At 68.1% G+C, this 24521-nt stretch carries 19 protein-coding genes; 11 read left to right on the top strand and 8 right to left on the bottom strand.

What is annotated here, in order from left to right; genetic code table 11:
• The first annotated feature begins 27 nt into the window (after positions 1 to 27).
• The 4 genes from DK254_RS05520 to DK254_RS05505 all read left to right on the top strand — a co-directional run bounded on the left by DK254_RS05520 (position 28) and on the right by DK254_RS05505 (position 4027).
• On the top strand, positions 28 to 1038 hold the full coding sequence (locus DK254_RS05520) for an ABC transporter permease subunit (protein ID WP_109932854.1): 1011 nt from the start codon (positions 28 to 30) through the stop codon (positions 1036 to 1038).
• Between the two features lie 10 nt (positions 1039 to 1048).
• A complete protein-coding gene (locus tag DK254_RS05515; RefSeq protein WP_089390571.1) occupies positions 1049 to 1960 on the top strand; it encodes an ABC transporter permease subunit in 912 nt (303 codons plus the stop codon).
• 124 nt (positions 1961 to 2084) lie between these two features.
• Positions 2085 to 3056, top strand: coding sequence for an ABC transporter ATP-binding protein (locus DK254_RS05510; protein ID WP_109932852.1), 972 nt, complete (start codon positions 2085 to 2087; stop codon positions 3054 to 3056).
• Positions 3056 to 4027 (top strand): peptide ABC transporter ATP-binding protein, encoded by a 972-nt coding sequence (locus DK254_RS05505; RefSeq protein ID WP_109932850.1) that lies wholly within the window; start codon positions 3056 to 3058, stop codon positions 4025 to 4027. Before DK254_RS05510 ends, DK254_RS05505 begins: the two co-directional genes overlap by 1 nt.
• A gap of 337 nt (positions 4028 to 4364) precedes the next feature.
• On the opposite strand, the gene DK254_RS05500 is transcribed toward DK254_RS05505, so the two are convergent.
• Complete coding sequence (locus tag DK254_RS05500) at positions 4365 to 4991, bottom strand: LysE family translocator (protein WP_109932848.1); 627 nt, start codon at positions 4989 to 4991, stop codon at positions 4365 to 4367.
• A 137-nt stretch (positions 4992 to 5128) separates the two neighbouring features.
• Between DK254_RS05500 and DK254_RS05495 the strand changes: the two genes are divergently transcribed.
• The gene (locus tag DK254_RS05495) at positions 5129 to 5611 is read left to right on the top strand and encodes an Lrp/AsnC family transcriptional regulator (RefSeq protein WP_109932846.1); all 483 of its coding nucleotides are present in this window, start codon (positions 5129 to 5131) and stop codon (positions 5609 to 5611) included.
• Here the strand turns inward: DK254_RS05495 and DK254_RS05490 are convergent.
• Genes DK254_RS05490 through DK254_RS05480 form a run of 3 tightly spaced genes read right to left on the bottom strand, consistent with a single transcriptional unit; the run spans position 5608 to position 7960 of the window.
• A complete protein-coding gene (locus DK254_RS05490; protein ID WP_109932844.1) occupies positions 5608 to 6534 on the bottom strand; it encodes a biotin-dependent carboxyltransferase family protein in 927 nt (308 codons plus the stop codon). The two genes, DK254_RS05495 and DK254_RS05490, sit on opposite strands and share 4 nt — an antisense overlap.
• On the bottom strand, positions 6531 to 7208 hold the full coding sequence (gene pxpB, locus DK254_RS05485) for a 5-oxoprolinase subunit PxpB (protein WP_109932842.1): 678 nt from the start codon (positions 7206 to 7208) through the stop codon (positions 6531 to 6533). Before pxpB ends, DK254_RS05490 begins: the two co-directional genes overlap by 4 nt.
• The gene (locus DK254_RS05480) at positions 7205 to 7960 is read right to left on the bottom strand and encodes a 5-oxoprolinase subunit PxpA (RefSeq protein ID WP_058071449.1); all 756 of its coding nucleotides are present in this window, start codon (positions 7958 to 7960) and stop codon (positions 7205 to 7207) included. Before DK254_RS05480 ends, pxpB begins: the two co-directional genes overlap by 4 nt.
• A 144-nt stretch (positions 7961 to 8104) precedes the next feature.
• On the opposite strand from DK254_RS05480, the gene lpxO reads away from it, so the two are divergent.
• Positions 8105 to 9004 carry a lipid A hydroxylase LpxO gene (lpxO, locus tag DK254_RS05475; protein ID WP_109932840.1) on the top strand — a complete coding sequence of 300 codons (900 nt, stop codon included), beginning with the start codon at positions 8105 to 8107 and terminating at the stop codon, positions 9002 to 9004.
• 512 nt (positions 9005 to 9516) lie between these two features.
• On the opposite strand, the gene DK254_RS05470 is transcribed toward lpxO, so the two are convergent.
• Together DK254_RS05470 and DK254_RS05465 are read right to left on the bottom strand one after the other, a co-directional pair.
• Positions 9517 to 12060, bottom strand: coding sequence for a sulfite reductase flavoprotein subunit alpha (locus DK254_RS05470; RefSeq protein WP_256595813.1), 2544 nt, complete (start codon positions 12058 to 12060; stop codon positions 9517 to 9519).
• An 89-nt stretch (positions 12061 to 12149) separates the two neighbouring features.
• Positions 12150 to 14399, bottom strand: coding sequence for a TonB-dependent siderophore receptor (locus tag DK254_RS05465; RefSeq protein WP_109932836.1), 2250 nt, complete (start codon positions 14397 to 14399; stop codon positions 12150 to 12152).
• Between the two features lie 203 nt (positions 14400 to 14602).
• Between DK254_RS05465 and DK254_RS05460 the strand changes: the two genes are divergently transcribed.
• The 3 genes from DK254_RS05460 (at position 14603) to DK254_RS05450 (ending at position 17985) form a co-directional block, all read left to right on the top strand.
• Positions 14603 to 15283, top strand: coding sequence for a Fe2+-dependent dioxygenase (locus tag DK254_RS05460; RefSeq protein WP_109932834.1), 681 nt, complete (start codon positions 14603 to 14605; stop codon positions 15281 to 15283).
• Position 15284: 1 nt separating this feature from the next.
• The gene (locus DK254_RS05455) at positions 15285 to 16079 is read left to right on the top strand and encodes a tetratricopeptide repeat protein (RefSeq protein ID WP_109932832.1); all 795 of its coding nucleotides are present in this window, start codon (positions 15285 to 15287) and stop codon (positions 16077 to 16079) included.
• 115 nt (positions 16080 to 16194) lie between these two features.
• On the top strand, positions 16195 to 17985 hold the full coding sequence (locus DK254_RS05450; RefSeq protein ID WP_109932830.1) for a phosphoethanolamine transferase CptA: 1791 nt from the start codon (positions 16195 to 16197) through the stop codon (positions 17983 to 17985).
• Between the two features lie 431 nt (positions 17986 to 18416).
• Here the strand turns inward: DK254_RS05450 and DK254_RS05445 are convergent, their stop codons facing one another.
• Positions 18417 to 19580: a type III PLP-dependent enzyme gene (locus tag DK254_RS05445; protein WP_109932828.1), complete on the bottom strand. Its 1164-nt coding sequence runs from the start codon at positions 19578 to 19580 to the stop codon at positions 18417 to 18419.
• Positions 19581 to 20209: 629 nt separating this feature from the next.
• Here DK254_RS05445 and DK254_RS05440 point away from each other — a divergent pair.
• Entirely contained in the window at positions 20210 to 21481 is a 1272-nt protein-coding gene (locus DK254_RS05440; RefSeq protein WP_109932826.1) for a sodium:proton antiporter, read from the top strand.
• A 112-nt stretch (positions 21482 to 21593) separates the two neighbouring features.
• A complete protein-coding gene (locus DK254_RS05435; protein WP_109932824.1) occupies positions 21594 to 23177 on the top strand; it encodes a peptide chain release factor 3 in 1584 nt (527 codons plus the stop codon).
• Positions 23178 to 23507: 330 nt separating this feature from the next.
• Here the strand turns inward: DK254_RS05435 and DK254_RS05430 are convergent.
• On the bottom strand, positions 23508 to 24521 hold a 1014-nt coding region (locus DK254_RS05430; protein WP_109932822.1), incomplete at its 5' end, for a succinylglutamate desuccinylase/aspartoacylase family protein.

Below are 24521 nucleotides of genomic sequence, written 5' to 3'. Positions count from 1 at the left end.
CCGCGCGATGAGGAGTGCTCCACCACCATGCTGAGTTTCATCGCACGCCGCTTCGGCCTGCTCATCCCCACCTTCTTCGGCGTCACGCTGCTGACCTTCGCGCTGATCCGCATGATCCCCGGCGACCCGGTCGAGGTGATGATGGGCGAGCGCCGCGTCGACCCGCAGATGCACGCCGAGGCCATGCACCGCCTGGGCCTGGACAAGCCGCTGTACCAGCAGTACCTGGACTACATCGGCAACCTCGCCCAGGGCAACCTCGGCGAATCCCTGGTCACCCGCGACAGCGTCTGGCACGAGTTCCTCACGCTGTTCCCGGCGACCCTGGAGCTGGCCATCGCGGCCATGCTGTTCGCCGGCACCTTCGGCCTGCTGGCCGGGGTGATCGCGGCGCTCAAGCGCGGCTCGATCTTCGACCACGGGGTGATGACCATCTCCCTGGCCGGCTACTCGATGCCGATCTTCTGGTGGGGCCTGATCCTCATCATGCTGTTCTCCGTGACCCTCGGCTGGACGCCGGTGTCCGGGCGCCTGGACCTGCTCTACGACATTCCGCCGGTGACCGGCTTCATGCTCATCGACACCCTGCTCTCCGACGAGCAGGGCGCCTTCCTCGACGCCCTGCACCACCTGGTGCTGCCGGCCATCGTGCTGGGCACCATCCCGCTGGCGGTGATCGCCCGCATGACCCGCTCGGCCATGCTCGAGGTGCTGCGCGAGGACTACGTGCGCACCGCCCGCGCCAAGGGCCTGTCGCCGGCCCGGGTGGTGTTCGTGCACGCCCTGCGCAACGCCATGATCCCGGTGCTCACCGTGTTCGGCCTGCAGGTCGGCGCGCTGCTGGCCGGCGCCGTGCTGACCGAGACCATCTTCTCCTGGCCGGGCATCGGCAAGTGGCTGATCGACGCCATCAGCCGCCGCGACTACCCGGTGGTGCAGAACGGCATCCTGCTGGTCGCCACCCTGGTGATCCTGGTCAACTTCACCGTGGACATCCTCTACGGCCTGGTCAACCCGCGCATTCGCCACCAACGCTGAGGAGCCCGCGATGAATTCCATGCAAAACGCTCCCGCCGGCGACCCGAGCCTGGTCTACCCCTCGCCCCTGAAAGAGTTCTGGCAAGCCTTCGCGCACAACAAGGGTGCGGTCGGCGGCCTGGCGTTCATGGTGCTGATCGTCTTCTGCGCGCTGTTCGCGCCCTGGGTGGCGCCCCACGACCCCAGCGAGCAGTTCCGCGACTTCCTGCTCACCCCGCCGGTGTGGCTGGAGGGCGGCAGCGGGCAGTTCCTGCTGGGCACCGACGAAGTGGGCCGCGACATGCTCTCGCGGCTGATCTTCGGCGCCCGCCTGTCGCTGCTGATCGCCCTGAGCTCGGTGGTCATCTCGCTGCTGCCGGGGCTGGTGCTGGGCCTGGTCGCCGGCTTCTCGCCGACCCGCCTGGGCCCGGTGATCATGCGCCTGATGGACATCATGCTGGCGTTGCCCTCGCTGCTGCTGGCGGTGGCCATAGTCGCGGTGCTCGGCCCAGGGCTGTTCAACACCGTGATCGCCATCGCCGTGGTCTCGCTGCCCTCCTACGTGCGCCTGACCCGCGCGGCGGTGCTCGGCGAGGTCAACCGCGACTACGTCACCGCCTCGCGCCTGGCCGGCGCCGGCATCTGGCGGCTGATGTTCGTCACCGTGCTGCCCAACTGCATGGCGCCGCTGATCGTCCAGGCCACCCTGAGCTTCTCCTCGGCCATCCTCGACGCCGCCGCCCTGGGCTTCCTCGGCCTCGGCGTGCAGCCGCCGACCCCGGAGTGGGGCACCATGCTGGCCTCGGCGCGCGACTACATCGAGCGCGCCTGGTGGGTGGTGAGCCTGCCGGGCCTGGCCATCCTGCTCAGCGTGCTGGCGATCAACCTGGTGGGCGACGGCCTGCGCGACGCGCTGGACCCGAAACTCAAGAGCGCGGCGTGAGGATGACCCCGATGAAGACTGCGCTTTTCGTAGGAGCGAGCTTGCTCGCGAACCTGCCTTTCCTCCCTGCCGCCGTTCGCGAGCAAGCTCGCTCCTACAAGAGCAACACGCTGGAGACCGCCGTATGAGCCTCCTGGAAATCCGCAACCTCTCGGTGCGCTTCGGCGGCGCCGACGCCGTACCCGTGGTCGACGGCCTCGACCTGAACGTCGACAAGGGCGAGGTGCTGGCCATCGTCGGCGAGTCCGGCTCCGGCAAGTCGGTGACCATGATGGCGCTGATGGGCCTGATCGACGCCCCCGGGCGCATCACCGCCGACACCCTGCGCTTCGACGGCAGCGACATGCTCAGGCTCAAGGGCCGCGAGCGCCGGCGCATCGTCGGCAAGGACATCGCCATGGTCTTCCAGGACCCGATGACCGCCCTCAACCCCAGCTACACCGTGGGCTTCCAGATCGAGGAAGTGCTCAGGCTGCACCTCGGCCTGCGCGGCAAGGCCGCGCGCCAGCGCGCCCTGGAGCTGCTGGAGAAGGTCGAGATCCCCGGCGCCGCCCAGCGCCTGGACGCCTACCCGCACCAGCTCTCCGGCGGTATGAGCCAGCGCGTGGCCATCGCCATGGCCATCGCCGGCGAGCCCAAGCTGCTGATCGCCGACGAGCCCACCACGGCACTGGACGTGACCATCCAGGCGCAGATCATGGAACTGCTGCTGAACCTGCAGCGCGACGAGGGCATGGCGCTGATCCTGATCACCCACGACCTCGCCGTGGTCGCCGAGACCGCCCAGCGCGTCTGCGTGATGTATGCGGGCCAGGCGGTGGAGATCGGCCAGGTGCCGGCGCTGTTCGACCTGCCCACCCACCCCTACACCGAGGCGCTGCTCAAGGCGATTCCCGAGCACAGCGCAGGCCTGGAGCGCCTGGCCACCCTGCCCGGCATCGTCCCCGGCCGCTACGACCGCCCGCAGGGCTGCCTGCTGTCGCCGCGCTGCCCCTACGTGCACGACGACTGCCGCGCCACTCGCCCGGCCCTGGAACCCCACGTCCGCGGCGCGGTGCGCTGCTACTACCCGCTGAACCTCAAGGAGGTGGTCTGATGGAAGCCGTACTGACCGCCCGCGACCTGACCCGCCACTACGACATCGCCCAGGGCCTGTTCAAGCCCCACGCCCTGGTCCGCGCCCTCAACGGCGTGTCCTTCGAACTGCAGGCCGGCAAGACCCTGGCGGTGGTCGGCGAATCCGGCTGCGGCAAGTCCACCCTGGCCCGCGCCCTGACGCTGATCGAGGAACCCACCTCCGGCTCCCTGCGCATCGCCGGGCACGAGGTGAAGGGCGCCAGCCACGAGCAGCGCAGGCAATTGCGCCGCGACGTGCAGATGGTGTTCCAGAACCCCTACGCCTCGCTCAACCCGCGGCAGAAGATCGGCGACCAGCTCGGCGAACCGCTGCTGATCAACACCAGCCTGTCGCGCGGCGAACGCCGCGAGCGGGTGCAGGCGATGATGCAGCAGGTGGGCCTGCGCCCGGAGCACTACCAGCGCTACCCGCACATGTTCTCCGGCGGCCAGCGCCAGCGCATCGCCCTGGCCCGCGCCATGATGCTGCAGCCCAAGGTGCTGGTGGCCGACGAGCCGACCTCGGCGCTGGACGTGTCGATCCAGGCCCAGGTGCTCAACCTGTTCATGGACCTGCAGGAAGAGTTCGGCACCGCCTACGTGTTCATCTCCCACAACCTGGCGGTGGTGCGCCACGTGGCCGACGACGTGCTGGTGATGTACCTCGGCCGCCCGGCGGAAATGGGCCCGGCGGACAAGCTCTACGAACGCCCGCTGCATCCCTACACCCGCGCCCTGCTCTCGGCCACCCCGGCGATCCACCCGGACCCGGGCAAGCCGAAGATCAAGATCCAGGGCGAGCTGCCCAACCCGCTCAACCCGCCCAGCGGCTGCGCCTTCCACAAGCGCTGCCCCTATGCGACGGAGCGTTGCAAGGTGGAGGTGCCGGCGCTGCGGCCGCTGGATGAGCGGCAAGTGGCTTGTCACCATGCGGAGCAGTTTCTGGGGTGAAGGACGGGTAGAGGCGCTGCCGGAGACGATGGTGCCTATGCTCGACCTCGCTCCCTCACCCTAACCCTCTCCCAAAGGGAGAGGGGACCGTTGGGCAGAAGCGGATGTTCTGCAGTTAGCCGGATATCTCTCCGTGCCGTCCGACTGAAACCACACCTCCAACCGGCACGGACAAGCCCCCTCTCCCCCAGGGAGAGGGCGGGGGTGAGGGGAACGGAGCATCCCTGTAATCCACAACGCCTCCACACACCCATCTCCTCTTGTAGGAGCGAGCTTGCTCGCGAACCCGCCCACCCCCACAACCACCGGCGAAAACCATTCGCGAGCAAGCTCGCGCCTACAGCTCCCTCAACAAAGCCAACCGAGCCCCGAACCCGATCAGCAGGGAAGCAAAGGCCCACTGCTGCACCCGCTGCGCCAAGGCATGCCGCTCCAACCAACGCCCCAACCGCGCCCCGCTCAACGCATAGAAACTATCGAACACCAACCCCACCAACACCAGCACAGCCCCCAGCGCGCCAAACTGCAACGCCAACGGCCCCGCATCCGGCCGCACGAACTGCGGCAACAGCACCGAACAGAAGAGCAACGCCTTGGGATTGAGCAGGTTGGTCAACAACCCATTGCCAAAAGCCCGCCGCCAACTCCGCGCCTGGACCTCGGCCACAAGCTCGATACCCGCCAACGACGGCCGCCCCAGCAACATGCGCAGCCCCAGCCACGCCAGGTAGGCCGCGCCGGCCAGGCGCACCGCATCGAAGGTCCAGGGCACGCTGCGGAACAGCAGGGCCAGCCCGGCACCGGCCAGCGCCACGTGGCAGGCCCGCGCCGTGGCCAGGCCCAGGGCGGTGACCAGGGCCGCGCGGCCGCCGCGGCTGGCGCCGGTGTGCAGCAGCAGGAGCATGTCCGGCCCGGGCAACAGGTAGACCATCGCCAGGGCTAGCAGGAAGACGCCGAAATCCATGGTTCGCACTCCGCAGGAAGGGATTCCGGTCAAGGATTCTATGCCCGACGGCCAGGGCAGGTGCTTGCGTATTCGGCTTGCCAGCTCAGGTAGTTTTGGCATGATCTGCCAATCCAAATCCTGAAAGCTGGCCAGATATGCCAAACCACAAACTGGACGCCTACGACCACCGCATCCTCGCCGCGCTGCAGCGCGACGGCCGCCTGAGCAACGTGCAGCTGGCCGAGGCCATCGGCCTGTCGCCCTCCCCCTGCCTGCGCCGCGTGCGCCTGCTGGAGGAGGCCGGGGTGATCCGCCGCTACGGCGCCGACCTGGACCGCGACCAGGTCGGCCTGGGCCTGACGGTGTTCGTCGGGATCAAGGTGGAGCGCCACCACGAGGAACAGGCCGAGGCCTTCCGCCAGGCGGTGATCGACCTGCCCGAGGTGATCTCGGTGCACCTGGTCTCCGGCGAGTCGGACTTCCTGCTGCAAGTGGTGGTGCCGGACCTGCGCGCCTACGAGCGCTTCCTCACCGGCACCCTGCTGAAGCTGCCCGGGGTGAGCGACATCCGCAGCAACTTCGCCATCAGCACCCTCAAGGAATCGGCGCCGCTGCCCCTGCAGCACCTGCCCCGCTAGCCGCGGAAGAAACGGTAGAACCGCCGCAGTTCGTCCTGGGCCGCTTCCAGGGTCGTCTCGGCGAAGCGCACCTCGGCGTGGGCCGGGCACTGCGCCAGACGGCCCAGGTCCAGGGGGTGGACGAAGCCGAGCAGCGGGTAGCCGCCCATGCTCTGGTGGTCGGCCAGCAGGACGATGGGCTGGCCGTCCGGCGGCACCTGGATGGCGCCGCGGACCATGCCCAGCGACCACTGCCGGCGCGGCGCGCACAGCGGCTCGCCCTGCAGGCGCGCGCCCATGCGGTCGGACTGCGGGCTGAGCTGCCAGGCGCGGCGGAAGAAAGCCGCGCGCTGCCCGGGCTCGAAGGCGTCCGCATCGCCACCGTGCAGCACGCGCAGCACGGGCGTCTCGCGGTAGTCCGGCACGTAGGGCCAGGGCACGCTGGCGCCGCGCGCGAAGGCTTCGCCGCTGGCCGCGCAGGGCAGCAGGTCGCCCTCCGCCAGCGCCCGGCCGTCGCCGTGCAGGCCGCCCAGGCCCTCGCGGCGCTGGGTGGCGATGCTGCCCAGCACCGGTTCGACATGGAAGCCGCCCGCCACCGCCAGGTAGGCGCGCTGGCCGCTGGCGGCGAAGCCCAGTTCCAGTTCCTGCCCGGCATGCACAATGAAGCGCGACCAGCCGGGACGCGCTTCGCCATCCACCCGAACCGGTAACTGCGCACCGCACAGCGCCAGCCAGCAGTCCACCTCGGCCCGCAGGCGCAGGCCGCCCAGGGCCACTTCCAGCAGCGGCGTGCCCCAGGCATTGCCCAGCAGATGGTTGGCCCAGGCCGCGGAATCGATATCCACAGCCCCGCCCGGCGATACCCCGAGGTGCTGCCAGCCATGGCGGCCGGCGTCCTGCAACAGGCTCAGCGGCCCGGCCCTGAGCACCCGCAGGCCGCTCATGGGCGTCCTCCGGCGCGGCGGAAGGCGGCTTCGTCGATGGGCAGGAAGCGCACCCGGTCGCCGACTGCCAGCGGGCAGGGTGGCTCGCGTCGTGGATCGAACAGGCGTTGCGCGGTGAGCCCCAGCAGGTGCCAGCCGCCCGGCGAGGCCTGTGGATAGACCGCGGTCTGCCGCTCGGCGATGGCCAGGCTGCCGGCCGCCACGCGGGTGCGCGGCCGGGCCCGGCGCGGCAGGGCCAGGCGCTCGTCCAGCTCGCCCAGGTAGGCGAAGCCCGGGGCGAAACCGATGGCACCCACGCGGTACTCGCGGGCGCAGTGCAGCTCGATCACCTGCCCGGTGCCCAGGCCGCAGGCCCGCGCCACTTCCGCCAGGTCCTCGCCGGCGTACCACACCGGGATTTCGTGCAGGCGGCCGGCGGCGTCGTCCGGCTCGGGGCCGGGCCAGCCCGCCAGCAGGGGCGCCAGGCGGCGCTGCAGGTCGAGGGCGTCGGTGCGACGCAGGTCGTAGTGCAGCAGCAGGGTGGTCCAGCCCGGCACCAGGTCGGTCAGCAGCTCGCCCAGGGCCGCGCGCAGGCGTCCGGCCAGGGCGGCGATGCGCAGCGGCAGGTGCGCGTCCGGGCGTTCGGCCAGGGTCAGCAGCAGGGCTTCGGCGCCGAAGGGCTCGACGCGGATCATGCGGCGTCCAGCAGGCCACGCAGGCGCCGCAGCACCGCCAGGGATTCGGGGTTGTCGCCATGCACGCAGAGGCTGTCGGCGCGCAGCCGCAGGGGGTTGCCGTCGATGTCCGGGAAGGGCTCGCCGCGGGCGATGGCCAGGGCCTGGTCGAGGATGCGCTGCGGCTCGTGGTGCACCGCGCCGGCCAGGCGCCGCGGGGCCAGCTGGCCGTCGGGCAGGTAGGCGCGGTCGGCGAAGGCCTCGAACATCAGCGGCACGTCGGCGGCATCGGCCAGGGCCAGTTCGCGGCGGTTGTCGGCCAGGGCCAGGACCATCAGCGGCAGGCCCTTGCGGTAGGCCGCGCAGGCGTCGAGCACCGCGGCCAGCAGGGCGTCGTCGCGGACCAGGTCGTTGTACAGCGCGCCGTGGGGCTTCACGTAGTCGACGCGGGTGCCGGCGGCGCGGCAGAAGGCGTCCAGCGCGCCCACCTGGTACAGCACCAGGGCCTGCACCTCTTCCGGCGAGCAGCTCATGTGGCGGCGGCCGAAGCCGGCCAGGTCGGGGTAGGACGGGTGCGCGCCTATGCTCACGCCCTGTTCCACCGCCAGGCGCACGGTGCGCTGGAGGGTCAGCGGGTCGCCGGCATGGAAGCCGCAGGCCAGGTTGGCCTGGTCGATCAGCGGCATGGCGTGGACGTCGTCGCCCATGCGCCAGGCGCCGTAGCTTTCCCCCATGTCGCAGTTGAGCAGGATGCGGGTTGACTGATCGGTCATGATACTGCCTCGACTTCGCCGGCGAGTTCCGGAAACATCCCTAGGGTAAACCAGAGGGCCATCATTTAGTCTTAGGAATATTCAGTAACGATTCAGGGGAGTAATATCCTCCGCTTCCTCCCGCCGAAAGCCATCGAATCGAAGATGAAAGCCCTGATCCTGGCGGCCTACGCGGCCTGCATCGCCTATGTGCACGTGCGTGGCAAGGTCCGTCACAAGCTGTCCCGGCAGCTGAGCGACCACTCCAGCTTCCTCGCCCCGCTGAACTGCTTCATGTACCTGTTCTCCAAGGTGCCCAACACCCCCTACCTGACGCCCAACGCCTTCCCGGAGATGCAGAAGCTCACCGACAACTGGGAAGTCATCCGCGCCGAGGCCCTGCGCCTGCGCGAGGCCGGCAGCATCAAGCGCTCCGAGCAGTACAACGACGTCGGCTTCAACTCCTTCTTCAAGACCGGCTGGAAGCGCTTCTACCTGAAGTGGTACGACGACGCCCACCCCTCGGCCGACGTGGTCTGCCCGCAGACCACCGCGCTGCTGCGGGAGATCCCCTCGGTGAAGGCGGCGATGTTCGCCGAGCTGCCGCCGGGCTCGCGCCTGGTGCGCCACCGCGACCCCTACGCCGGCTCGCTGCGCTACCACCTGGGGCTGTTCACCCCGAACGACGAGGGTTGCTTCATCGAGGTCGATGGCCAGCGCTATTCGTGGAAGGACGGCGAGGCCGTGGTGTTCGACGAGACCTACATCCACTACGCCGAGAACACCACCGGGCACGACCGGGTGATCCTCTTCTGCGACGTCGAGCGGCCGTTGAAATACCGCTGGGCGCAGGCCTTCAACCGCTGGTTCAGCCGCAACGTGATGGCCGCCGCGGCCTCGCCCAACGACGACGGCGACAAGACCGGCGGCATCAACCGCGCCTTCGGCACGCTGTACAAGATCCGCCTGCAGGGCAAGGCACTGAAGAAGCGCAACCGCAAGCTGTACTACCTGCAGAAGTGGACGTTCTTCGGGGCGATCCTGGCGTTCATTCTCTGGATCTGAAGGTGCGGTGCTCTTCGTAGGAGCGAGCTTGCTCGCGAACCGGGCAGGCACGGAGCCGGGATTGGTTCGCGAGCAAGCTCGCTCCTACAGGTGATAACCGGGCATATCGGCGCGATTCGCGGATGAGATCCGCTCCTACGCTACCCCACCCATGCCATTCCCCTGTAGGAGCGCGCCCTGCGCGCGAAATCGCGGGCAGGGCCCGCTCCTACAGGTAGCTGGGAAACACGGCATTCTCCCCGTAGGAGCGGACCTTGTCCGCGATGACCGGGCATATCGGCGCGATTCGCGGATGAATCCGCTCCTACGCTGCCCCACCACGCCATTCCCTTGTAGGAGCGCGCCCTGCGCGCGAAATCGCGGGCAGGGCCCGCTCCTACAGGTTGTGGAACACGCATGGCCGTAGAGACGTAGGGGAATAACCGTTCGCGGTTATCCGCCGTTATCGCTTGGCGCCGAGGCGGCGAATAACACCTGAGGCGTTATCCCCCTACATCCTGCAGCCTGCCGCCCTAATAAACATCCCGCCGATAGCGCCCCTCCTCCAGCAACGCCTCCACCGCCAGGTCGCCCAGCGCTTCGCGCAGCACCGCGTCCACGCCGCCGGCCATGCCTTCCAGGCTGCCGCATACGTAGATGGCGGCGCCCTCTTCCAGCCACTGCGTCAATTCCACGGTGCGTTCGCGCAGCACGTCCTGCACGTAGACCTTTTCCGCCTGGTCGCGGGAGAAGGCCACGTCCAGGCGCTGCAGTTCGCCGCTGAGCAGGTAGTCCTCCAGCTCTTCGCGGCAGTAGAAGTCGTGCTCGCGGTTGCGTTCGCCGAACAGCAGCCAGTTGCGCCGGCGGCCGGCGCCGATGCTGGCGCGCAGTAGCGAACGCAGGCCGGCCAGGCCAGTGCCGTTGCCTATCAGCAGCAGCGGGCGGTCGTCCTCCGGCAGGTGGAAGCCGGCGTTGCGGCGCAGGCGCAGGGCCAGGCCGGCGCCCGGCTGCAGGTATTCGGTGAGCCAGCCGGAGCCCACGCCCAGGCTGCCGTCGGGGTGGCGTTCCTGGCGCACGATCAGCTCCAGGGCGCCGTCGCTGGGCAGCGAGGCGATGGAGTATTCCCGCGCTGCCAGCGGCACCAAGGCATCCAGCACGGCTTGCGGGTGCAGGCCGACCAGATGGCCGTGGGAAACCGGCAGTTCGCGCCCGGCCAGGGCATCGGCCAGGGCCACGCTGCCGCCCTCGACCTCGACGCGGGCCTGGCCGTCCAGGCCCAGGCGCGCCAGCCAAGCCAGCACGCGCTCGCGGGGATGCTGCGGGAGGATTTCCACCAGGTCGCCGGCGCGCCAGTCGGCGGCGCTGCCGGCCGGCGGTTGCAGGCGCAGCAGCCAGGTGGACTGGCCCTGGCTGCCGGGGTTCAGGTGCTCGCGGGCGGCCAGGCTCCACAGCTCGAACTGCGCAGCGGCGAAGGGCGCCGGCGCGGCCGTGCCGGTCAGTTGCGCCAGGCGCTGTTGCCAGTCGCGCAGGGCCGCGGCGTCGCCGTTGTCCACTTCCACGCCGTCGAACAGCGGCTGCGCGCCCTGCCCTTGCAGCCAGCCCTGCAAGCGCCGGGCGAAGCCGCAGAAGGCCTGGTACTGGCGGTCGCCCAGGGCGAGCATGGCGAAGCGCAGCTGGCCGAGGCCGGCGGCTTCGCCGAGCAGCTTGCGCTCGAAGCCGCGGGCGCTGTCCGGGGCCTCGCCGTCGCCGAAGGTGCTGACCACGAAGAGCGCATTGCGCGTCTGTTCCAGTTGCTGGCGGTCCAGGCGCGCCAGGGGTTCCACGCGCACCGCCAGGCCCGCGGCCTGCAGCTGCCCGGCGCTCTGCCAGGCCAGTTGTTCGGCGAAGCCGCTCTGGCTGGCGTAGCCCACCAGCCAGGCGTCGCCGCCACTGGCGTCACCCAGCCCGGCGCGGGCGGCCTGGGCGGCCTTCTTCTTGCGCCGGCGGTCGAGGTAGAGCAGCCAGCCGGTGACGAAGAACAGCGGCATGGCCAGGCTCGCCAGCATCATCAGGATGCGCCCGGGCATGCCGAAGTAGCTGCCCACGTGCAGGGCATAGACGCTGGTCAGCAGCTGCTTGCCGAAGCTGCTGTCGGCATAGCGGCTGTCGCCCAGCAGGCGGCCGCTCTTCGGCTCGATGCGCATTTCGTTGAAGGCGCGTTCGTGGGCGGCGTCGTCCAGGCGGTAGAACACCATGGCCGGCTGCCCGCCCACCGGCGGCAGGCGCAGGTTGTAGGCCGCAAGGCCGGGGCCGGCGGTGCTGCGCAGGGTGTTCCAGAGGGCGCTGTAGTCCACTTCCAGCGGCGGCCCCTTGGGCGCTTCGCCGCCACGGCCACCGCGGCCGCCCTGGCGCTGCTGGCCGGCCGGGGCGTCGTCGAGCAGCTTGAACAGCGCGCCGCGGTACCAGTCGTAGGACCAGTACAGGCCGGTCAGCGAGGCCAGCAGGTAGAAGGCCAGGCACCAGGTGCCGGCCACCGCGTGCAGGTCCCAGTTGAAGGCGCGGCCCTTCTTGCGCCAGTCCAGGGCCAGCCAGGCGCGCCAGCTGAGCAGCTTGCGCGGCCAGCGCAGGTACAGGCCGGAGAGGCAGAAATAGATGAGGATCAGGGTGCAGGCCGCGGTCACCTGCTTGCCGAACTCGCCCAGGGCCAGGAAGCGGTGCAGCTGCATGACGAACATGAAGAAGCCTTCCCCGGACGGCGCCGGCAGGAAGGCTGCGGTGTAGGGGTCGACGTAGCGCGACTCGCCGCGGCGCTGGCCCGGCGGCGGGGTGTAGAAGATACGGCCGGCCTCGTCGCCGTCCACCGTGACCCAGACGAAGGAGACCTTCTTGCCCGGTTCGGCGGCTTCCACCCGCTGCACCAGCTCGTCCAGCGCCAGGGTGCCGCCGGGCTGCTTCTGCACGGTCAGGCTGGCAGGGTTGAAGGCGCGCAGCAGTTCGTCCTGGAACGACAGGGTCGCCCCGGTCACGCCCATCAGGGCCAACACCAGGCCGGCGCTTATGCCGAAGAACCAATGCAGCTGGAACCAGACTTTCTTCAACACCTTGCTCTCACCTCAGGCGCGGGGCGCCAAACATAGAAAACCCCGCCCGAAGGAGCAACGGGCGGGGTGCACGGAAGGCCGTGCGATCAGAAGTGCAGGTTCACCCCCAGCAGCGCGGTGCGGCCCGGGGCCACGTGGGCCATGTGGGTGCTGTAGACCTGGTCGAAGTAACGCTTGTCGGTCAGGTTCTGCACGTTCAGCTGCAGGTCGACGTTCTTGCTCAGCTTGTAGCTGGCCATGGCGTCGTAGCGCCAGTAGGACGGGATGTAGGTCGAGTTGGCAGTGTTGCCGAACTGCTTGTCCACGTAGGTGGTGCCGCCGCCGATGGTCAGGTCCTGGAGCAGCTCGTAGGTGGTCCACAGGGTGAAGTTGTTCGGAGCCACCTGCGGCATGCGGTTGCCTTCGTCGGACTTGGTGCTCGACTTGCGGATCTCGCTGTCCAGGTAGGTGTAGCCGCCGAAGACCTTCCACTTGGGCATCAGTTGGCCGCTGAAGCCCAGCTCCACGCCCTGCACGCGCTGTTCACCGTCGAGCACCTGGAAGGAGCTGTTGTCCGGGTCGGCGACGCGGGCGTTGGTCTTGTCGGTGCGGAACACCGCGGCGTTCAGCGACAGCGCCTCGTCGAAGAAGTCCCACTTGGTGCCCAGTTCCAGGTTGCGGTTGCGTTCCGGGTCCAGGCTGGTGTTGGCCGCGCTGACTTCCTGGCCGCCTTCGCCTGCGGTCTCGCCGCTGGGGTTGCTGGAGGTGGACCAGGCCAGGTAGATGCTGCCGTTGGGCAGCGGCTTGTAGACCAGGCCGGTCTGGTAGTTCCAGAAGTGGGTGTTGCTCTCGCGCTTGAAGTTGCCCGGCGCCGCGCCACGGCCGCCGGTGCTGTAGCCGCTGGACTCGGTGTCGAAGTCGTCGTAGCGCAGGCCCAGGTTCAGGTCCCACTGCTCGTTGAGCTTGAGGGTGTCGAACACGTAGGCGGCCGAGGTCTTGGTATCGGTGTCGGTATAGGCCTGGCTGTCGACGATGCTGCCGGTCCAGGGGTCCTTGGGCGTCGGGTTGGCCAGGCTGGTGCAGTCGCCGCTGGCCAGCAGGGCGGCGTTGCAGGTGTTGCCCGGCGCCCCCGGGTTCACCACGTAGGGGCGGTTGTGCACGTCCTCGTAGCTGAACTCCAGGCCGGTCACCAGGCTGTGCTTGATGAAGCCGGTGTCGAAGCTGGCCTTCAGGTCGGTCTGGTTGACCCAGCCCTTGGAGGTGGAGTTGCGGTTCTTCGACGAGCGATAGACGTAGCCGTTGGCGACGTTGCCGCGGCTGTCGTCGGGGTTGCTGACCACGTAGTCGAGGGTGGTGCGGACCATGCGGAAGCTGTTGGACAGCGTCAGGTCGTCGTTGAGGTCGTGCTCGATGCGGAAGGTGCCGCTGTCGGTGGTGCTCTGGCGGTAGTCGCGGTGGGTCAGGCCGTAGAAGTTGTCGCGGTCGACCGATGCCGGCTTGCTCGGGTTGTGCTTGCTGCGGTCGACGTTGGTCAGCGGCAGGCCGTAGTCCGGGATGTCGTCGGTATCCAGGTGGTAGTACGAGAGGGTCGCGCGGGTCGGGGTGTTGAAGCCGAAGGTGACGGTCGGCGCCACGCCCCAGCGGCTGACGCTGACGTCGTCGCGGCCGGCGACGTTGGCCTCGTGCTTCATCAGGTTCAGGCGGAAGGCCGCGTTGTCGCCCAGGGTGTGGTTGACGTCCAGGGTGGTGCGGTGGGTCTGGTCGGAACCGTAGGTGAAGCTGGCGTCGTTGAAGTCCTGCAGCTTGGCGGTCTTGCTGACCAGGTTCAGGCTGCCGCCGGTGGAGCCGGCGCCGGTGTAGGCCGAGCCCGGGCCCTTGCTGACCTCGATCTGCTCGATGTTGAACACCTCGCGGGTCTGCGAGGCGACGTCGCGCATGCCGTCCAGGAAGGTGTCGCTCTCGGCGTTGAAGCCACGGATGAACGGACGGTCGCCCGCCGGGTTGCCGCCCTCGCCGGCGCCGAAGGTGATGCCGGGGGTGGTGCGCAGGGCATCCACCAGGGTCAGGGCGCCGGTGTCCTTGATCACCTGCTGCGGGATCACGGTGACGGTCTTGGGCGTCTCGAGCAGCGGCGCGGTGTACTTCTGCGAGGCCGATTGCTGGACGTTGTAGGTTTCCTCGCCCGGCTGGCCGACGACGGTGTCGGCATCCAGCGACAGCACATCCTGCGCGGGCTTCTTCTCGGTGGATTCCGCCGCCTGGGCGAAGTGGCTGCCGGACATGGCGGTGATGGCCACACCGACGGCGGAGACCAGCAGGCGCGGAGCGCTGGTGGCTTCGACAGTTTGACGCGACATCGAAAGTTCCCTCCCCAGGGACTTGCTGAAGGCCGCGAAATCTAGTGCAAAACGAGAATCTGTATCAATTAGTAAATATTATCAGACGCACTTTATTTACAACATTTACATTTGCCCCGTGCGACCGTTCGCCACCTCCGCTATACGCTGCAAATGCAAATGTCTATCATCGGCGTCGGATTTTCATTTGACCGAGCCCCGCCATGCTGCTGCACATTCCCGGCCTGTTCACCCGCGACGAGGTGACACGCATCCGTACCGCCCTGGAACAGGCCGAGTGGGGCGACGGCAAGGTCACCGCCGGCTACCAGTCGGCCAGGGCCAAGCACAACCTGCAGCTGGCCCAGAACCACCCGCTGGCCCGCGAGATCGCCGAGGCCATGCTCCAGCGCCTGTGGCAGAACCCGCTGTTCATGTCCGCCGCCCTGCCGCACAAGGTGTTCCCGCCGCTGTTCAACTGCTACACCGGCGGCGGCAGCTTCGACTTCCACATCGACAACGCCGTGCGCGACGTGCACAACGGCCGCGAGCGGGTGCGTACCGACGTCTCCTCCACGCTGTTCTTCAGCGACCCCGAGGACTACGACGGCGGCGAGCTGGTGATCCAGGACACCTACGGCGAGCAGCGCGTGAAGCTGCCGGCCGGCGACCTGGTGCTGTACCCCGGCACCAGCCTGCACAAGGTCGAGCCGGTGACCCGCGGCGCGCGCCTGGCCTCGTTCTTCTGGACCCAGAGCCTGGTGCGCGAGGACAGCCAGCGCGCCCTGCTGTTCCAGATGGACCAGGCGATCCAGAAGCTCACCCGCGACGTGCCGGAGCACCCGGCCCTGGTCGAGCTGACCGGCACCTACCACAACCTGCTGCGGCGCTGGGTCGAGGTCTGACATGGCGTTCCTCCTGCGCCGGCGCGAAGAGCTCTCGGTGGAGCAGCTGCGCGCCCGCCTGGCCAGCGACCCGCGCCAGGCCGCGGCGGCCATCCTCGAAGCCGCGCGCCAGGACGATGTCGAGGCCCAGGCGCTGCTCGGGCAGATCCTCCTCGACGGCCAGGGCATCGAGCGCGACCCGGCGCTGGCGGTGACCTGGTTCCGCATCGCCGCCGAACGCGGCCACGCCATGGCCCGCAACATGCTCGGGCGCTGCCTGGAGCACGGCTGGGGCGTGCCCGCCGACCCCGCCGAAGCGGCCGAACACTATGCCCGCGCGGCGGCCGTGGATCTCGACTGGGGCCTGTACAACCTGGCCAACCTGCTGGCCACCGGCCGCGGCGTGCCGCGCGATGCGGCCCATGCCCTGGCGCTGTACCGGCGCGCCGCCGACCTCGGCCACGCCAAGTCGATGAACCTGGTCGGCCGCCATCACGAGGAAGGCCTGTGCGTGCCGCGCAACCCCGAGCTGGCCCGCGAGTGGTACCGTCGCTCGGCCGTCGCCGGCGACTTCCGCGGCCAGTTCAGCCACGCCGCGGCGCAGGCCGAGCAAGGCGAGGTGGAAGACGCGCGCTACTGGCTGCTGCGCGCCCTGGAAGGCGGCAACCTGAACTTCCTGCGGGTGGCCCGCGAGCAGCTGGAGCGGGCGCCGCAGCCGGAGCTGCGCAGCCTGGCCCTGGCCTACTACCGACGCGCCGCGGAAATCGGCGAGACGGCCGACGCCGACCTCTTCGCTGCGGCCCTCAAGCGCCTGTGAGCGCTCTCTTGACGTTTTCTTCACACACCCTTGCCCTGCTCTTCACACGCATCCCGCTAGGCTCGCTGCCCAACTGACCGCCCCGGACGGGCGGCTTCTGCAAGACGAGGCAAGCGTGTCGACTGCAACCAACCCCTCCCCCCGCAAGGTGGACTGGGCCGGCCTGGGCTGGCTGCTGCTGTTCTTCTGGTACTTCTCCGGCGTCACCCAGGCGCTGATCCTGTTCAGCGGCACCACCGGCTTCGCCGGCTTCCGCGACGCCTTCTTCCTCAGCAGCCTGTGGCTGGCCCCGGCCCTGCTGCTGCCGCGCTTCACCCGTGGCCTGGCGGCGCTGATCGGCCTGGTGCTGTGGGCGGCCTCGCTGGTCGGCCTGAGCTACTTCGGCATCTACCACCAGGAGTTCTCGCAGAGCGTCATCTTCGTCATGTTCGAATCGAACACGGCCGAGGCCAGCGAGTACTTCAGCCAGTACTTCAGCACCTGGCTGTGCCTGGCCCTGCTGCTCTACACGGCGGTGGCGGTGCTGCTGTGGCGACGCGTGCGCCCGCTGCGCATGCCGGCGCCGGCCCGGGTGGCCCTGGCCATGCTGCTGGTGGCGGCGAACCTGGCGTACCCCTTCTACAAGCAGATGGTCACCCAGGACCGCAGCTTCGCCGAGGCCCTGGAGAAGGTGCAGCAGCGCATGGAGCCGGCGGTGCCCTGGCAATTGGCCGTGGGCTATGCGCAGTACCGCCAGCAGCTGGACAACATGCAGAAGCTGCTCGACCGCAACGCCGCCCTGCCGCCGCTGAAGAACCTGCGGGACGGCAGCGGCGAGGCGCCGCGCACCCTGGTGCTGGTGCTGGGCGAATCCACCACCCGCGAACACATGCACCTGTACGGCTACGACCGGCCGACTACGCCGAACCTCGACGCCCTGGCCGCCGCCGACCGCAACCTCACGGTGTTCAGGGACGTGGTCTCGCCGCGCCCCTACACCATCGAGGTGATGCAGCAGATCCTCACCTTCGGCGACGAGCAGCACCCGGACCGCTTCCTCACCGACCCGTCGCTGATCAACCTGATGAAACAGGCCGGCTACAAGACGTTCTGGATCACCAACCAGCAGACCATGACCAAGCGCAACACCATGCTCACCACCTTCTCGCAGCAGACGGACGAGCAGTTCTACCTGAACAACCAGCGCAACCAGAACGCCCGCCAGTACGACGACGTGGTCTTCACGCCCTTCGAGCAGGTGCTCAGGGACCCGGCGCCGAAGAAGCTCATCGTGGTGCACCTGCTGGGCACGCACATGGACTACCGCTACCGCTATCCCGAGGCCTCGGCCCGCTTCAAGGACCGCCAGGGCGTGCCGGCCGGGCTCTCCGACGACCAGGCGGACACCTACAACGCCTACGACAACGCGGTGCTGCACAACGACTTCGTGGTCGCCAACCTGATCAAGCGCTACGCCGCCAGCGAAGCGAACGGCTTCCTGGTGTACCTCTCCGACCATGGCGAGGAGGTCTTCAGCTCCGGCAAGCACGACCGCCTGGGGCGCAACGAGGGCGACCCGACGCGGCCGATGTATACCATCCCCTTCCTGCTCTGGACCTCGCCGAGCTGGCAGCAGGCCCACCCGCGCGACCTGCAGGCGATGAGCGGAAGGCCCTACAGCAGTTCGCACCTGATCCACACCCTGTCCGACCTGGCCGGCCTGAACTACGACGGCTACGAGCCGGGCAAGAGCCTGGTCAGTCCCGAGTTCGTCGCGGCGCCGCGCTGGATCGGCGACCCCTACGCGAAGAACGGCCTGCACGAGTTCGACAAGCTGCCGCTGGAGAACGCCACGGGCGACCAGCAGTTGGCCAAGGTCGGCAAGGCACCGGCCACCGCCCAGGTGCGCCAGGCCAACGAGGGTTGAGGCCGCGCGGGCCCTGCCCGCGAATCGCGCGCAGGGCGCGCTCCTACATGGGCACGGTGTTGGGGCAATCCACGAATCACGCCGATACGTCCGGCTATCGCGGACAGGGTCCTACGCCCGTGCCTTCCTGGAACTGTAGGCTGCGCCGAGGTGCTCTTCGTAGGAGCGAGCTTGCTCGCGAACCAACCCTCCGGCACCGTGCCAGCCCGGTTCGCGAGCAAGCTCGCTCCTACGAAAAGCCGCGCCTACACCTCCGGCGAACACTACGCCCGTAGGATGGGTTGAGCGAAGCGATACCCATCATCACCACCGCATGGGTTTCGCAAGCTCAACCCATCCTACGAAAAGCCCCTCGGCGCAGTCGGGAAGGCATTGGCCGGGACAAAAGAAAAAACCCCGCATCGGCGGGGTTTCTTCGGTCCAGCTACGGCTTAGATGTAGAAGGCCTTCAGCGGCGGGAAGCCGTTGAATTCCACCGCACTGTAGCTGGTGGTGTAGGCACCGGTGGACAGCCAGTACAGGCGGTCGCCGGCGGCCAGGTTCAGCGGCAGGCCGTACTTGTAGTGCTCGTACATGATGTCGGCGCTGTCGCAGGTCGGGCCGGCGATCACCACTTCCTCCATCTCGCCCTTCTTCTCGGTCCAGATGGGGAACTTGATCGACTCGTCCATGGTTTCGATCAGGCCGGAGAACTTGCCCACGTCGGCGTACACCCAGCGCTCCACCGCGGTGCGCGACTTGCGCGCCACCAGCACCACTTCGCTGACCAGGATGCCGGCGTTGGCGATCAGCGAGCGGCCCGGCTCGAGGATGATCTCCGGCAGGTCATCGCCGAAATCTTCCTTGAGGAAGCGGATGATTTCCTCGGCGTAGGTTTCCAGGTCGTTGGTCTTGGCGATGTAGTTGGCCGGGAAGCCGCCGCCCATGTTGATCATCTTCAGCTCGATGCCGTCTTCTTCCTTCAGGCGCTCGAAGATCACCTTGACCTTGGCGATGGCCGCGTCCCACACCGAGATGTCGCGCTGCTGCGAGCCGACGTGGAAGGAGATGCCGTAGGGCACCAGGCCCAGCTGGCGGGCGAGGATCAGCAGGTCCATGGCCATGTCGGTCTGGCAGCCGAACTTGCGCGACAGCGGCCAGTCGGCGGTGGTCGAACCCTCGGTGAGGATGCGCACGTAGACCCTGGAGCCCGGCGCGGCCTTGGCGATGTTGCGCAGGTCGGCCTCGGAGTCGGTGGCGAACAGGCGCACGCCCTTCTCGTAGAAGTAGCGGATGTCCTTGGCTTTCTTGATGGTGTTGCCGTAGCTGATGCGCTCCGGGCCCACGCCGGTCTTCATCACCTTGTCCAGCTCGTAGATCGAGGCGATGTCGAAGTTCGAGCCCTTGTCGCGCAGCAACTCGGTGATCTCGGTGGCCGGGTTGGCCTTGACCGCGTAGTACACCTTGGCGAACGGGAAGCAATGGGTCAGCTGGTCGTAGGCGTTGGCGATGGTCTGCTTGTCGATGACGACGAAGGGGGTTTCCTGCTTGTCGGCGAATGCCTTCATGCGCTGGAAGGTTTCAGGGGCGAAGTAATCCTCGACCTTGATGGACATGGTTGGGACTCCCAATGGCAAAACACATGGATACGTAGGGGTGAAGCTGAACGTCTAATCCGTTTCCCCACTTTGGTTCGCCTACTTCCCAAGGCATGTCGCCGAGTATCGCGACCGCGGTCCGCGACCTGCGATCTCTCGTCGTCAGTACTTGAGCCGGATGGATCGTTTCCAGCATGGACGTTCGGGCGCGAACTTTAGGACCTGAAGTCCGCGAGTTCAACCAGAAATTGCCGCTTTCCCGAATCCCTTTGTCGCCTGGCCGGTTGACTGTTCTAGATACTCGACAAAATGCACGGAATACCGCACAGCACGGGGTTTCCAGGGGTATCGGACGCACTTTCGGATCGATCCGATCATCCCCCTTCTTTTTGACAGACCGGGGACAACGGCGGGGGTTCAGCCGAAGCGTCGCCACGCACCTTGCGTTGGAGAAAGTTCGCGCACCAGCCTCGGAAACCCCCACCATGGGAGGAACCCATACTCCCCGCCCCTGTCGGACAAAACCTCGGCGTTCGCCAACACGCCCGCCGTATCCGGTTATCATCCGGTTCCTTTTCCGCGTGCCCCCGACCCAGGGATAGGTCACTGGGGCCGGCCCACTTGCCTTGCCAAGGAGTACCTGCATCATGCTCGACCTCGCCGCGGCGTTCATCACGCTCACCACCCTGCTCACCTACGTGAACTACCGCTTCGTGCGGCTGCCGCCGACCATCGGCGTGATGGCCACGGCGCTGGTGTTCTCGCTCATCGCCCAGGGCCTGTCGATGGCCGGCTACCCGGTGCTGGAGGTGGAGATGCAGCAGATCATCCGCCGCATCGACTTCTCCGAAGTGCTGATGACCTGGTTCCTGCCCGCGCTGCTGTTCGCCGGCGCCCTGCACGTGAACCTGGGCGACCTGCGCAACTACAAGTGGCCCATCGGCCTGCTGGCCACCTTCGGCGTGCTGATCGCCACCACGGTGATCGGCTACCTGGCCTACTACACCTTCGCCCTGTTCGGCTGGCACGTGGACTTCATCTACTGCCTGCTGTTCGGCGCGCTCATCTCGCCCACCGACCCCATCGCCGTGCTCGGCATCCTGCGCTCGGCCGGCGCGCCCAAGCCGCTGGCCACCACCATCGTCGGCGAGTCGCTGTTCAACGACGGCACCGCGGTGGTGGTGTTCACCATCCTCTTCGGCATCCTCCAGGCCGGCGAGGCGCCCACCGTCTCGGCCACCACCTGGCTGTTCCTGCAGGAGGCCGTGGGCGGCGTGCTGTTCGGCGCGGCCCTGGGCTACGGGGTGTTCCTGATGATGCGCGGCATCGACCAGTACCAGGTGGAGGTGATGCTGACCCTCGCCCTGGTCATCGGCGGCGCCGCCCTGGCCGCGCGCCTGCACGTGTCGGCGCCGATCGCCATGGTGGTGGCCGGGCTGATCATCGGCAACCACGTCCGCCAGTACGCCATGTCCGACGAGACGCGGCGCTACGTCGACAAGTTCTGGGAGCTGATCGACGAGATCCTCAACGCCCTGCTGTTCGCCCTGATCGGCCTGGAGCTGCTTCTGCTGCCGTTCAACTGGCTGCACGTGGTGGCCGCCTTCGTCCTCGGCGGCGCGGTGCTGGTCTCGCGCCTGCTCACCGTGGCCCCGGCCATCCTGGTGCTGCGCCAGACCGAGGCCGGCGGCCGCCAGGTGCCGCGCGGGACCATCCGCATCCTGGTCTGGGGCGGCCTGCGCGGCGGCGTCTCGGTGGCCCTGGCGCTGTCGCTGCCGCTGGGCGAGCAGCGCGACCTGATCCTCAGCCTGACCTACGTGGTGGTGCTGGTGTCCATCCTGCTCCAGGGCCTGTCCATCGGCCCGCTGGTGCGCGCCATCTACCGTGGCGAGGCACGCCCGGCGGCGGACGAGCATTGAAGTCCGGCCTTGCGTCGCCGCGGGTGCTGGCGACGCAAGGCTTTGGGTTATAATCCCGCGCTTTTCCGGGCCGTCCGTGCCCGCCGTCACCGAATCCAGCAGGCACGCACCCATGACCATCCAGGCCGCCGAAGTCGCCAAGCGCCGCACCTTCGCGATCATCTCCCACCCCGACGCAGGCAAGACCACCATCACCGAGAAGCTGCTGCTGATGGGCAAGGCCATCGCCGTCGCCGGTACCGTGAAGTCGCGCAAGTCCGACCGCCACGCGACCTCCGACTGGATGGAAATGGAGAAGCAGCGCGGCATCTCCATCACCACCTCGGTGATGCAGTTCCCCTACCGCGAGCACATGATCAACCTGCTCGACACCCCCGGCCACGAAGACTTCTCCGAAGACACCTACCGCACCCTGACCGCGGTGGACTCGGCGCTGATGGTGCTGGACGGCGGCAAGGGCGTGGAACCGCGGACCATCGCCCTGATGGAAGTCTGCCGCCTGCGCGACACGCCCATCGTCAGCTTCATCAACAAGCTCGACCGCGACATCCGCGACCCCATCGAGCTGCTCGACGAGATCGAGGCGGTGCTGAAGATCAAGGCCGCGCCCATCACCTGGCCGATCGGCTGCTACAAGGACTTCAAGGGCGTCTACCACCTGGCCCAGGACAAGATCATCGTCTACGTCCCCGGCCACGGCCACGAGCGCATCGAAACCCAGGTCATCGACAAGCTGGACTCCGACGAGGCCCGCGCGCACCTGGGCGACCTCTACGAGAACTTCCTCGAGGAACTGGAACTGGTGCAGGGCGCCTGCCACGAGTTCGACAAGGACGCCTTCCTCAAGGGCGAGATGACCCCGGTGTTCTTCGGTACCGCGCTGGGCAACTTCGGCGTCGACCAGGTGCTCGACTGCATCGTCGACTGGGCCCCGCAGCCGCTGCCGCGCGCCACCCACGAGCGCGAGGTACGGCCCACCGAAGAGAAGTTCTCCGGTTTCGTGTTCAAGATCCAGGCGAACATGGACCCCAAGCACCGCGACCGCATCGCCTTCATGCGCATCTGCTCGGGCAAGTACGAGAAGGGCATGAAGATGCGCCACGTGCGCCTGGGCAAGGACGTGAAGATCGCCGACGCCCTGACCTTCTTCTCCAGCGAGCGCGAGCAGCTGGAAGAGGCCTTCGCCGGCGACATCATCGGCCTGCACAACCACGGCACCATCCAGATCGGCGACACCTTCACCGAGGGTGAGAACCTGGGCTTCACCGGCATCCCGCACTTCGCCCCGGAACTGTTCCGCCGCGTGCGCCTGAAGGATCCACTGAAGTCCAAGCAGCTGCGCCAGGGCCTGCAGGAACTGGCCGAGGAAGGCGCCACCCAGGTGTTCTTCCCCGAGCGCAACAACGACATCATCCTCGGCGCCGTGGGCGTGCTGCAGTTCGACGTGGTCGCCAGCCGCCTGAAGGAGGAATACAAGGTCGAGTGCGCCTACGAGAACATCAACGTCTGGTCGGCCCGCTGGATCGAGTGCAAGGACGAGAAGAAGCTCAAGGAGTTCAAGGACAAGGCCTTCGAGAACCTCTCCGTGGACGGCGGCGGCCACCTCACCTACCTGGCCCCCACCCGCGTCAACCTGAGCCTGATGGAAGAGCGCTGGCCGGACATCACCTTCCGCGCCACCCGCGAGCACCACTGAGTTCGGTGCCTTGCGAAAACGCCCGCCCTCGTGCGGGCGTTTTTATTGGTGGCTGGTGGCTCCCGGATGGGTCGGTGTTCTGGATGAAATCCGCTCCCTCTCCCCAGCCCTCTCCCTGAAGGGAGAGGGGGCCGTACGTGCAGGCAGATAGTCCGGTTTCATCCTGCACCATCTGCTTTTGCACTGGCTTCGTAGAAGCGAATTCGAACGAGGGTGCAGGATGACACCTGACTTCCCACTCGCTCAGGACAGCCCCCTCTCCCTTCAGGGAGAGGGCTGGGGAGAGGGGACGGAATCAACCACCGCACAACCCTTTCCACCTGCCCCCCATCACGGATCCAGCGCACCAGAACTCCAGGTGCTGGAAGGCGCCGCCCCGGTGAACTTCGCCGCTATCGCCCCGCGCGGGATCAGCCGGTCGCGATAGCGGGTGACGAACAGGCCGCTCTGCGGCGCCCGCAGCACCACTTCACTCTCCGCGTCCCCCGGCCTTGCGATGATGCGGGCGAAGCGTTCGCCCGCCTGCACCACCTCGCCCAGCTCGCGCTCGAACACCAGTACCCCGGCCACCGGGGCGAACACCGTTTCCATGAAGCCCATGGGCACTGCAACGCCCTTCCAGGCCGGCAACGCCACCGCGTCGTCGATCACCCCACGCCCACAGAGGAAGGCCCACAGCCCATCGGCATCCTGCTGCGCCAGCGCATCGCTGACGTCGCCCTGCCCGCGTAGCTCCACCGTGGTCACCAGGCGCCCGTCGAGGCGGCCCTCGGCCAGCCAGGGTTCGATCACCACTTCCTCGAAGGCGCCGTCGCTGTCGCCTTCCCAGATGATCGCCAGCTCGGCGCGCAGCGCCGCGGCCAGGTCCCGTGCCGCCGGCCACAGGCGCTCGTGGACGTAGAGGTACTGCAGCGCCTCGTCGTCGGTGTGCAGGTCCAGCACTATGTCCGCCGGCGCCGCCAGGGCGGCCAGCTGGCGTTGCCAGTCGGTGAGGTTATCCACAGTGCCCGTGGCTTTCGCCGAGGCCGGGAAGCCGCGGTTGAAGTTGCGCGCCGTCGCTTCGTGATGGCGGCCGAGGATGCGCCCCTGGCGGAACTGGCCGCTGCCGAAGGGGTTGGCCTGGGGCACCAGGGTCACGCTGCCGTTGAGCCGGCCCTGCTCCACCGCCTGGCGCAGCCGCGGCAGCAGCTGGTGCAGTACCAGCATGCCGGCGATCTCGTCGGCGTGCACCCCGGCCTGCAGGTGCACCCGCGGCCCCGGCCGGCCGCCGTCGATGCGCCAGGCCGGCACCGGCAGCGGCGCGCCGGAATCCCCCGTCACCCGCAGCGATACGTCTTCGATCAT

This window comes from Pseudomonas sp. RW407 (genome assembly GCF_003176655.1).
GTDB classification, from domain to species: domain Bacteria; phylum Pseudomonadota; class Gammaproteobacteria; order Pseudomonadales; family Pseudomonadaceae; genus Pseudomonas; species Pseudomonas delhiensis.
This window is presented reverse-complemented; position numbering and strand designations above follow the sequence as displayed.